Here is an 11,112-nt window from a genome sequence, read left to right on the forward strand (position 1 = left end):
TCCTCACCGGCCCGTGAGCGGGCCGACCTCCGTCACGCGCAGCACCAGCCCGCCCTCCTCGTCGGTCGCCGCGATGTCCACCTCGGCGGCGATCCCCCAGTCGTGGTCGCCCTCGGGGTCGTCGAACACCTGCCGGACCAGCCACCGGTCGGGCTCGACGGCGATGTGGAGCAGCGCCGGGCCGCGGGCGTCGGGGCCGGTGCCGATGACGTCGTACTCGTCGTAGTAGTCGTCGAGCGCGTGCTGCCAGTCGATGCCCGGGTCGAGCAACTCCAGGTCGACGACGCGGCGCAGCGCGGCGAACTCCACCCGGCGGAACAGCGCGTTGCGGACCATCGTGCGCAACACCCGCGGGTTGGCCGACAACGCCCGCGTGGGGGTGACGGCCGGGCGCGCCGACACCGGGGCGTCGTCGTCGGGATCGGTCAGCGCCTCCCACTCCTCGAGCAGGCTGGAGTCGACCTGGTGGACCAGTTCACCGAGCCAGTCGACGATCTCCTCGACCGCCTCGGTGCGGGCCGAGGCGGGGATGCCGCCGCGCAGCGCCCGGTAGGCGTCGGACAGGTAGCGCAGCACGGCGCCCTCGGAACGGACCAGACCGTAGAAACTCACGTACTCGCCGAACGACATGGCGCGTTCCCACATGTCCCGCACCACCGACTTCGGGGCGAGCGGGTGGTCGAGCAGCCACGGATGTCCCTTGGCGTAGGCGGAGTACGCGCCCTCGAGCAGTTCGGCGAGCGGCTGCGGGTAGGTGACGTCGGTCAGCAGCTCCATCCGTTCCTCGTACTCGATGCCGTCGGCCTTCATCGCGGCGACCGCCTCGCCGCGCGCCATCTTGAGCTGCGCCTGCAGGACCTGGCGGGGATCGTCGAGGGTGGCCTCGACGACACTCACGACGTCGAGGGCGAACGTCTCGGACTCCGGGTCGAGGATCTCCACGGCGGCCAAGGCGAACGTCGACAGGGGCCGGTTCAGCGCGAAGTGCAACGGCAGGTCGACGGTCAGGCGGACCGTGCGCCCTCGCTCGTCGGGGGTCTCCAGCCGTTCCAGGACGTCGGCCGCGAGCAGCGAGCGGTAGATCTGGATGGCCTCGTGGACGTGGCGGCGGCGGGCCGCCGGCGGTTCGTGGTTGTCGGTGAGCAGGTCGCGCATGGCCGCGCACGGGTCGCCGGGGCGGGCGACGACGTTGAGCACCATCCCGTGCGTCACGGCGAACCGCGAGGTCAGCGCCTCGGGAGCGCTGCGTTCGAGCCGCTCAGCGGAAGCCTTGCCCCAGTTGACGAAACCCTCCGGTGCCTTCTTGCGGACGATGCGTTTCTTCTTCTTCTCGTCGTCCCCGGCTCGCTTCAACAGGCGTTCGTTCTCCACCTCGTGCTCCGGCGCCTGCACCACGACCGTGCCGGCGGTGTCGAACCCGGCCCGGCCGGCGCGGCCCGCGATCTGGTGGAACTCGCGGACCTGCAGCTGGCGCTGACGGGTGCCGTCGTACTTCGACAGCGCCGCGAAGACCACCGTGCGGATGGGGACGTTGATGCCGACGCCGAGGGTGTCGGTGCCGCAGATGACCTTCAGCAGCCCCTGCTGCGCCAGCTGCTCGACCAGGCGTCGGTAGCGGGGGAGCATCCCGGCGTGGTGGATGCCGATGCCGTGCCGGACCACCCGCGAGAGCACCTTCCCGAACCCGCTGTTGAACCGGAATCCGCCGATGGCGTCGGCGATCCGGTCGCGTTCCTCGCGGGTGGCGACCTTCAGGCTGGTGAGGGCCTGCGCCTGTTCGAGCGCCGCGGCCTGCGTGAAGTGCACGATGTAGATCGGCGCCTCGCGGGTCTCCAACAGCTCGGAGACGGTCTCGTGCAACGGGGTGGTGGCGTACCGGAAGTGCAGGGGCACCGGGCGTTCCACGCTCGTCACCACCGCGGTCTCGCGGCCGGTGCGGCGGGTGAGGTCGTCGGCGAAGAAGTCGACGTCGCCGAGCGTCGCGGACATCAGTAGGAACTGGGCCTTCGGCAGCTGCAGCAGCGGCACCTGCCAGGCCCAGCCGCGGTCGGGGTCGGCGTAGAAGTGGAACTCGTCCATGACCACCACGCGGGCGTCGCTGTCCGCGCCCTGTCGCAGCGCGAGGTTGGCGAGGATCTCCGCGGTGCAGCAGATGATCGGCGCGCTGCCGTTGACCGTGGCGTCGCCGGTCATCATCCCGACGTTCTCGGCGCCGAAGACCTCGATCAGCGCGAAGAACTTCTCGCTCACCAGCGCCTTGATCGGTGCGGTGTAGAAGCTGCGCAGACCGTTGCTCAGTGCAGCGAAGTGCGCGGCGGTGGCCACGAGCGACTTCCCCGATCCGGTGGGCGTCGCCAGGATGACGTTGTTCCCGGAGACCCACTCGAGGACCGCTTCCTCCTGCGCCGGGTAGAGCGTCAGTCCACGGCCGTCGGCCCAGGCGGCGAACGCGTCGTAGACGGCGTCGGCGTCGGCTCCGGGGATCGGGGCGAGCGTGGCGGTCGTGGTCATCGCAGCAACCGGGCCATCCGGACCTCGCGGTCACCCTCGGGGCCGTGGCGGTGGGTCTCGACGAAACCCCTCGCCGTGTAGAACGCGTGGGCCCGGTCGTTGCCCTCCGCGTGGTCGAGTTGCACGGCCGCGGCGTCGTCCGGGAGGTCGGCGATCACCGCGTCCAGGAGCGCCCGCCCGGCACCCGTGCGCTGCGCGGTCGGCACGACGTAGAGCTTCCAGACGAACGGGTTGCCGTCGCGCTCACCCACCACGGCGCACGCGACCACCGTGCCCGTCGCGTCCTCGGCGACGTAGGTGGTGGTCGCCCCGCCCTCGATGCCCCGACGGACGGCCTCGGCCGACCACCACCGCTCCAGTCCGTCGCGCACGTACTGCTCACCGCGGATCGGCCCGTACGTCGAGGGCCAGGTCGCGTGCCCCACCGCGCGCACGGCGTCGACGTCGTCCGCCGTCGCCCGCCTCACCGTCACCACCCGGCCAGTGTGCCGGGCGCTCGCGGCGGCACTCGCCACGGCGCTCGCGAAGGCACTCCCGCACGCACTCAGAGCGGCGCGACGTACCACCACCGGCCGTCCTCCCGGACGAACCGGCTGCGCTCGTGGAGGGAGTCCGCGGGCCCGGTGCGACCCTTCGCGCCGACGCGGCGGAAGTGGGCGCGGAAGGTGACCGTGCCCTCGGGGTCGAACATGCCGCCCGCGGTGCTGTCGAGGACCTCCAGCCCGGTCCAGAGCGTGGTGGGGTCGTCCTTGAGGGCGATCGGGCGCGTCGAGCGGTGCCAGGTGCGCTGCACGTGGTCGAGGTCGCCGAGCGCGAACGCGGAGTAGCGCGACCGCATCAACCGTTCGGCGGTGGGCGCGGCGACGCCCTCGCGGCCGAGGTAGCGGCCGCAGCACTGCTCGAGGGGAGCGTCGAGACCGCAGGGACACCGCACGGCGGACCACGGTACGAGTGGTGTTGATCAGGGCCGCGAAGCGGGTAAAGAGTCGTTCTCCTGCCCTCACCGTCGAGAGGCCGTCCCGTGCGCCGTCGTCACGTTCTCCCCCTGTTCCTCGCGGCGGCGCTGGGGGTGCCGGTGCTGGCCGCCGTCGTGCCCGCCACGGCCGCGCCCGCCGCCGCGATCGACGCCGCGCTCGCGCGCAGCCCCGAACTCAGCACCAGCACTCGCCTCGCCGACCGCCGCTCGTTCACCATCGGCACCCGGTTCTGGGCCGTCGGCGCCGAGGACGGCACCTACCCCGCCACCGGGTTCCACACCCGCGGCGAGATGGGCGGCTTCTGGTCGATGCCGATCAAGTTGCTCGACGGCATGTGGTTCAGCGTCAACGGCACGTGGCTGAAGGGCACGAGGTTCACGCAGGGCTGGGGCTACACCCGCACGGACCTGGGGACGACGGCCGGTGTGCGGATCAGCCGCACCGACGTCGCGCCCGACGGTCTGCGGGCGGGGCTCGTCGGCCTCACCCTGACCTCGACGACGGCCCGCACGGTCGACCTCGCCGTCGACGCCCACTCCGAGCTCATGAGCGCCTACCCGTGGGGCGAGACCTCGCCGAACCAGGTGGCGGCCAACCTGCAGGACACCGGTCGGGTCAGCGGCGACAACCTGGTCTTCACCGACCGCGGCACGCCGCCGGTGCCGAACTCGACCCGGCACACGTGGTCCGCCGTCGTCGGTTCGACGTTGACGCCCACCGGGTCGTCCCTCGGTCCGGACCACCGCGGCCCGCAGGACCCGGCCGTCATCTGCCCGGCGTCCGGGCCCGACACCCCGACCCCGCCCACGACGTGCGACGACACCGCCTACGGCAAGGGCACCGGCGGGCAGCTGCGGTACCGCGTGGCGGTGCCGGCGGGCACCAGGACCGTGTGGTTCAGCGTCGCGGGGTCGGACAAGTCCCTCGACGAAGCCCTCGCCCAGCAGCGTCTCGCGCTGGCGACCCCGGCGCGGCTGCTGAACGCGAAGGTCGCCGAGCGGCGGGCCATGGGAAAGCAAACGGTCGTGGACCTCCCGGGCGACCGGCAGCTGCAGGACTCGGTCGCCTGGAGCAAGCAGAACCTGCTCGACTCGCGCCAGGTGGCGAAGGACCTCCAGCTGCGCGTCACCAACGCCGGCACCCGCTACCCCGCTCCGGTCGGCACGCTCGCGAGCGCCGACTGGACGGGCGCCGGCTGGCCGGACTACCCGTGGATCTTCGGGACCGACGGCGAGTACACGGCCTATGCGTTGGTGGCGTCCGGGCAGTTCGACGCCATCGAGGCGCACCTGCGGACCCTGCGTGACGTCAGCGAGGTCGTGAACCGCGGCAGCGGCAAGGTCGTGCACGAGGTCGTCCCCGACGGCAGCGTCTACTACGGCGCGAACTCCGATCCGGGCAACACCGACGAGACGGTGAAGTTCCCGAGCACGGTGGCCCTGGTCTGGCGCTGGACCGGCGACAACGCCTTCCGCGACGAGATGTACGACTTCACCAGGCGCAACCTGCGGTACGCGCTCACCACGCTCGACGCCGACGGTGACGGCTGGCCCGAGGGCGCCGGCAACGTCGAGTTGCAGGGCATGGGCGAGGAGAAGCTCGACGTCGCCGCGTACACGATCCGCGGTCTGCGCGACCTCGCCGACATGGCGGCGAGCAAGAACGACGTCGCGACCGTCACCTGGGCGACCTCGAATGCCGACGACCTGCAGCGCCGCTTCGAGAAGACGTGGTGGGTGGGCGGTTCCGCCCGCAGCTACGCCGACTCGTTGGAGAACCCGGACAACACCCAGGTGTTCCAGCGGCACTGGATCGGGCTCGTGCCGCTGGAGGCGGAACTGCCCGCCACGGCGACTCAGCCCGCCCGCCCGGTCGCGGACCCGTCGCACGCCGCCACCACGGCGACCCAGCACGAAGGTCCCTGCTACACCGGCCGCAACGGCCTGTTCCACACCGGAACCGGGGCCACCACGGTCGCGGCCGGCAACCCGGGCCCGACCTGTGACGGCGTGACCTCCACCCTCGGCAGCATCCGGCAGGTCTTCACCCTGACCACCTCGATCGCCGCGGTGGCCGAGGGGGCGTTCGGCCGGATGGGTGAGGACCAGATGCAGCGCTACACCGACGACATCGCGCGGGTGCAGCTCGACCCGTCGGTGTGGGAGGCGCCCGGCCTGATGCCGGAGATCGCGCCGTCGCCGGACTTCACCGCCAACATCGACCAGCCGTACTACTCGCGCTCGATGGGCCTGCAGGCGTGGGGTACGTACGGCATCCTGTGGCCGGTCGTGCACTTCGAGCTCGGGGTCGCGCCGGACCTGGGCCGCCGCACGGTGACCGTCGTCCCGCAGGTGCCGGACGGCCAGAACGTGGTGTCGGGCTCGAACGTCGTCGTGGGCTCGGGGTCGCTCGACGTGACCGCGCGGCGCGGGGGTGGCGCCCTGAGCACGACCGTCACCCGGCACGGCACCACCGGTGCCCTCACCCTCGGGGTGGTGCTGCCCACCGGCGCGAAGGCCACGGGCGCGACGCTCGACGGTCGGTCCGTGGCCACGACCACCGTGCGCACCGCGCGTGGCGTCGAGGTGCGGGTGGCCGTCACCGGGTCGGGCGCGACCCGCGCCCTGGTCGTGCGGTACGCCTGATCGTCCACACGGCGCACCCGGGTGCGCGCCGATAACCTCCTCGCGTGACCGCGCCCGCTCCGTCCGCCGCGCGACCACGGATGCGACCGGCCCGCAAGCAGGCCGTGTTCCTGCTCGTGGCCGGGCTGATCGTCGTGAGCTACGCGGTGTTCGGCCCGCTGGTCTACGCCAACAAGGGGTGGAGCGAGGGCGGGCCACTCGCCTACGGGCAACCGCAGGCCACGCAACCGCTCGACCCGACCTACCCGCTCAGCGAGGTCGAGCAGGACTGCCGCGAGGTGGGCGGGTACAGCGAGGGCTCGCAGTACCGCTCGCAGCTGGTCGCGGGAACGGTCGACGGCCGTGGCTACTACGGCTGCTACCAGGTCAAGGCGCGCGACGGCGCGGTCTGGCACGCCGCGGTGGTCGACGCGCGGGGCCGGGTGGCGTCCGACGCGGTGGCCAAGGCGGGCGGCGCCTGGCGGTGGATCGGGCTGGTGAAGACGCCGCTCGAGCTGGGCCTCGGCGGCGCGGCCGTGGTGGTCGTGCTGGTCCTGTACTTCCTCTACTACCGCCGCCCCCGGCCCGGAGCGCCGCAGCCGGCGCGCTGGTGGCAGACACCGGCGGTGAACGGCGTGCTCGGTGTCCTGCAGGTCCTGCCGTTCACGCTGCCGTTCCGGCGGGGTGAGAGTGGCGCCCGGCGACTGCGGCTGCTGTTCGAGTTCGGCTTCGGGTGGTTCGCCTTCTGGGCGTCGTACTTCGCCATCCGGGGCACCGGTGACCGGCTGAGCGCCGTGGTCGGCTGGTACTACGCGGCTGCGGTGCTGTTCGGCTTCCTCGGCGGGCTGATCCTGCTCAGGCCGCCGGGCTTCGGCACGCCCGACCGTCGCGGTCCGGTTCCCGCCGCACCCGGGTACCCCGTCGCGGCCGGGGCGTACGCGGGCTACCCCGCGGCTCCGCCCGGTTACCCGACGCCGTACGCGGCCGGCCCCGCGACGCCGTATCCCGCCGGCCCCGCGACGCCGTATCCCGCCGGACCCGCGACGCCGTACCCCACCGCCCCCGCGACCGGGGCCGGACCGACGCCCGCGGTCACCCAGGCACCCGCAGGTGGCGCGAAGCGTGCGCCCGAGCGGTTCCGGGTGACGCCCGCCGGGCGCCTGCCCGACTTCACGGCCGTCGGCGGCATGGACGCGCTGAAGGAGGAACTGGGCGACACCTTCGGCCGCCTCCTGGCGTTCACCGACGAGGCCGACGCCTACCGGATCCGGTTCAACGGCATGCTGCTGCACGGGCCGGCGGGCGTCGGAAAGACGTTCGTCGCCAAGGCGACGGCGGGCGAGTTCGGCCTGAACTTCCTGCAGGTCTCCACCTCGGACCTGGTCAGCAAGTACGTCGGGGAGTCGGCGGCGAACATCGAAGCGGTCTTCGCCGCGGCCGCGCGCAACGTCCCGTGCCTGGTGTTCTTCGACGAGTTCGACGCCGTCGCCGAACGCCGCGACGAAGGCATCAGCGAGGAGAGCAAGCGGGTCGTCAACCAACTGCTGCAGTCGCTGGAGAAGTGGCGCGGCGTGCGCGAGCTGGTGATCGTCGCGGCGACCAACCTGCTCGACCGGCTCGACCCCGCCGTGGTCCGGCCCGGCCGCTTCGACCGGCACATCCGTGTCGACCTGCCCGACCGCCCCGCGCGGCGGGCCATCCTCGCGGCGCAGTTGGACGGACGTCCCGTCGCCCCCGACGTCGACCTCGACGCCCTCGCCGACCGCACCGAGGGTCGCACGCCCGCGACCATCGGTCGGATCGTGGAATCCGCCTCGCTCATGGCGTTCCGTCGCGCCACCGACACCGGCCGGACCGTGCCGATCGAGCAGACCGACCTGCGGGCCGCACTCGACGGTCTCGGTGGCCGCGACCGCCCGACGGTCGAGGACTGGACCTGGGACCGGCTCGTCCTGGCCGACAGGACCAAGGCCGAACTGCGGCAGGTGCAGGCGCTGGTCGCCGACCCGGATCTGCCGCGCGCCTACGGCATCTCGGCGCCGAGCGGGCTGCTGCTCACCGGGCCGCCCGGCACCGGCAAGACCACCATCGCGCGGGTCTTCGCCGCTCAGGCCGGGTGTTCCTTCTACCCGATGTCGGCAGCGGACCTGGTCAGCAAGTGGGTGGGGGAGTCCGAGGGCAACGTGCAACGGTTGTTCGCGCGGGCGCGCGACAACGCTCCGTCCATCGTGTTCCTCGACGAGGTCGACGCCATCGCCGCCGTCCGCGGCGACGCCGGGGGGACCTTCAGCGACCGACTGCTCAACCAGTTGCTCACCGAGATCGACGGCGTGAGCGAGGCCCGGGGCGTGTTCGTGCTCGCCGCGACGAACCGACCGGACATCATCGACCCGGCGTTGCGACGCGGTGGTCGGCTGTCACGCACCATCGAGATCCCGCTGCCGGACGTCGAACAGCGTCTGGCGATGCTGGAGCTGTTCTGCGCGCGGATGCCGTTGCAGGACGTCGATCTCGCGGCCGTGGCCGACACCGCCGACGGCCTCGCCGGTGCCGACCTCGAGGCGTTGTGTCAGCAGGCCGCCGTGCACGCCATGCTCGGAGCCCAGGAGGGAACGCCCGGCGCCCCGGCCGTGCGCCCGGCCGACTTCGCGGCCGCGTTCGCCGACCGGCCCGTCACCGCGGCGGACGACGAGCGGGCGCCCGACGAGCGTGACCTCCCGCCCGCCCAGACCGGCCAGTACCTCTAGCAGACGGAGTCGCCCCGTGCCGTGCATCTTCTGCCTGGCGGTGTTCGCGATGCTCGCGGGCGCCGTCACCACCCTCGTGCTGGACCAGATGGAGGAGCGGCTCTCGCGCGTCACCGTCGGACCGCCGGAACGGGTCGTCGACTCCGCGTCGGTCGCCCGGTTCGACGCGCAGGTGGCGTGCCCGCCGGTCGCCGGGGGCGGGCAGCCCGGCCGACCGATCGCCGTGTCGGTGACGGTCTACAAGAAGTACAAGCGGGTGCGGATCCAGGTCATGACCCACGACCTCACCCGCGCCGAGGCCGAGGCCGTGGAGGACCTGGTCGCCAAGGCGCTCGACCTCGACATCGTCGACCGTTCCGACGCCCACGACGAGGAACTGGTCCGCGAGGCGTTCGGCGACGACGCGGTCGAGGCCGACCGCGAGGCCGAGAAGACCGAGCGCACCGACGGTGAGAAGGAGCGGGAGCGAGCCGAGGCCCAGGAACCACCCCGGCAGCGGTAGCTCGTCAGAGCTGGGCGGTGAGCTCCAGGTGCACGCCGTCGGGGTCGCTGAACGAGAGGATGGCGAGCCCCGAGTCGGTGAGATCGATGATCTCGCCGTGGGGGATCCCCTTGGCCTCGAACGCGTCGCGCGCGGCGGCGAGGTCGTCCCGGGACGCGACCGAGAAGCTGACGTGGTCCAGCCCCGTGTGCTCGGAGTCGAAACGCTGGCCGCTCGGTGCGACGGGTCGCAACCCGAACAACGTCCCCGTCGGCGTCTGGTAGACGCAGCCACCGAAGAACTCGCTCGGCGACTCCTTCACGCCGGGCTGGTCGACGTTCGCGGAGTTGTCGACCGCTGTCGGCCACCCGAACACGTCGTCGTAGAAGGCCTTGCTCCTGCCGATGTCGGTGACGGTGATGCGGACGTGGGCGTAGCCCGTGCTGTCGATGATTGGCATACCGAGGAGGTACCCCGCGCCGGAGCGCCCTGACACCGTCGGGAGGGTCACCCGTCGTCGAGGGAACCGGTCGCGCCTCACGTTGATTTGACACGTTCGGTCCGGCGTGACGTACTGGTCCGGTTCGTGGCCGTGCGGGGGCAGACCACGTGGACGACCTCAGATGGCGGAGCCGTGCGACCACCCCCCGTTCCCGTCGGACGTGCCCTGCGGGCCACCCGCCTCCTGGCGCTCATGGTGCTGCTAGCGGCCGGCCTGGTCGCCGGTCCGGGTTCCAGGTCGGCCGCGGCGTGGCCCGCGGCCGACACCGGGAGCAGTGCTGCACAGCGCAACGGTTCATCGCTGAAGCTCGGGTTGCAGCTGTTCTCGATGTGGCGGGACTGGGACACCCACACCGCGCTCATGGACGCCGTCGTGGCCTCGGGGACGACCTGGCTGCGGGTCGACGTCGGGTGGTGCTCGCTCGAGGAGCAGGGGCCGGGTGTGACCTCGGCCTGGTACCTCGACCGGCTCGACACCACGGTGCGTGACGCCCGCGCGCGCGGCCTACGGCTGCTGCTCACCCTGACGTGCGGCCCGGCCTGGGCGACGCGCGACCACACCGCGGGCGGCTACCCGACCGATCCGGCCCAGTTCCGACGGATCGCCCGCACGCTCGCGACCCGGTACCGCGGGGCGGTGCAGGCGTGGGAGATCTGGAACGAGCCCGACTGCATCGGGGGTTGCCCGCACGGGGACCCGGACGCCTACCTGCCGGTCCTCCGCGCGGGTTCCCTCGGCGTGCGGGCCGGCGACCCGGCAGCGAAGGTCCTCAACGGCGGGTTGTCGGGCATCGACCTCACGTGGATCCGCGCGTTGTACGACCGCGGCGCGGCGCGGTGGGTGGACGCCCTGGCCGTGCACCCCTACCTGACCCCGGCGGCCGCGGCACCGTCCACGCCCGCGACGCCCGGGTGGACGAACCCCTACCGGATCACGAACGTGCCGGCCCTCGTCGCGTTCCTCGCGGAGCGCGGGCACGGCGGGACCCCGATCTGGTTCACCGAGTTCGGGTGGACGACCGGTCGGACGCCGGGGACGCCCTACGACGGCGTGACCCCGGCCGTCCAGGCGCAGTACCTGTTGCAGTCGGTGCGGATGATCGCGCGGCGCTACCCGCAGGTGACGCACGCGTTCTGGTTCACCACCCGCGACCGCGACGACAGCAGCGTCTACGAGAACGGGTTCGGCGTGCTGGACCTGAGCGGCCGGCCGAAGCCCGCGTACGGCGCGTTGCGCCAGGCGAACGCCGAACTGCGGGCCCGCTGACCGG

8 protein-coding genes are annotated in these 11,112 nt (G+C 72.5%); 4 read left to right on the forward strand and 4 right to left on the reverse strand.

Annotation, left to right across the window (positions count from 1 at the left end; translation table 11 throughout):
- Window positions 1–3: 3 nt before the first annotated feature.
- From ACXR2U_RS05110 to ACXR2U_RS05120, 3 genes are all read right to left on the reverse strand, one after another.
- Complete coding sequence (locus ACXR2U_RS05110) at window positions 4–2,511, reverse strand: DEAD/DEAH box helicase (RefSeq protein ID WP_458823852.1); 2,508 nt, start codon at window positions 2,509–2,511, stop codon at window positions 4–6.
- Window positions 2,508–2,987 (reverse strand): GNAT family N-acetyltransferase, encoded by a 480-nt coding sequence (locus ACXR2U_RS05115; RefSeq protein ID WP_458823853.1) that lies wholly within the window; start codon window positions 2,985–2,987, stop codon window positions 2,508–2,510. The genes ACXR2U_RS05110 and ACXR2U_RS05115 overlap by 4 nt, the downstream gene beginning before the upstream one ends.
- Window positions 2,988–3,055: 68 nt before the next feature.
- Window positions 3,056–3,445 (reverse strand): YchJ family protein, encoded by a 390-nt coding sequence (locus ACXR2U_RS05120; RefSeq protein WP_458823854.1) that lies wholly within the window; start codon window positions 3,443–3,445, stop codon window positions 3,056–3,058.
- A gap of 87 nt (window positions 3,446–3,532) precedes the next feature.
- Here ACXR2U_RS05120 and ACXR2U_RS05125 point away from each other — a divergent pair, with 87 nt between their 5' ends.
- The 3 genes from ACXR2U_RS05125 to ACXR2U_RS05135 are packed head-to-tail and all read left to right on the forward strand — an operon-like array spanning window position 3,533 to window position 9,361.
- Window positions 3,533–6,133: a glucosidase family protein gene (locus tag ACXR2U_RS05125; protein ID WP_458823855.1), complete on the forward strand. Its 2,601-nt coding sequence runs from the start codon at window positions 3,533–3,535 to the stop codon at window positions 6,131–6,133.
- A 44-nt stretch (window positions 6,134–6,177) separates the two neighbouring features.
- Window positions 6,178–8,859: an AAA family ATPase gene (locus ACXR2U_RS05130; RefSeq protein ID WP_458823856.1), complete on the forward strand. Its 2,682-nt coding sequence runs from the start codon at window positions 6,178–6,180 to the stop codon at window positions 8,857–8,859.
- Between the two features lie 16 nt (window positions 8,860–8,875).
- Window positions 8,876–9,361 (forward strand): hypothetical protein, encoded by a 486-nt coding sequence (locus tag ACXR2U_RS05135; protein ID WP_458823857.1) that lies wholly within the window; start codon window positions 8,876–8,878, stop codon window positions 9,359–9,361.
- Between the two features lie 4 nt (window positions 9,362–9,365).
- On the opposite strand, the gene ACXR2U_RS05140 is transcribed toward ACXR2U_RS05135, so the two are convergent.
- Window positions 9,366–9,800: a VOC family protein gene (locus ACXR2U_RS05140; protein ID WP_458823858.1), complete on the reverse strand. Its 435-nt coding sequence runs from the start codon at window positions 9,798–9,800 to the stop codon at window positions 9,366–9,368.
- Window positions 9,801–10,034: 234 nt separating this feature from the next.
- Here ACXR2U_RS05140 and ACXR2U_RS05145 point away from each other — a divergent pair, with 234 nt between their 5' ends.
- Window positions 10,035–11,108 carry a cellulase family glycosylhydrolase gene (locus ACXR2U_RS05145; RefSeq protein WP_458823859.1) on the forward strand — a complete coding sequence of 358 codons (1,074 nt, stop codon included), beginning with the start codon at window positions 10,035–10,037 and terminating at the stop codon, window positions 11,106–11,108.
- Window positions 11,109–11,112 lie beyond the last annotated feature (4 nt).

The organism is Jatrophihabitans sp. YIM 134969 (assembly GCF_054456675.1).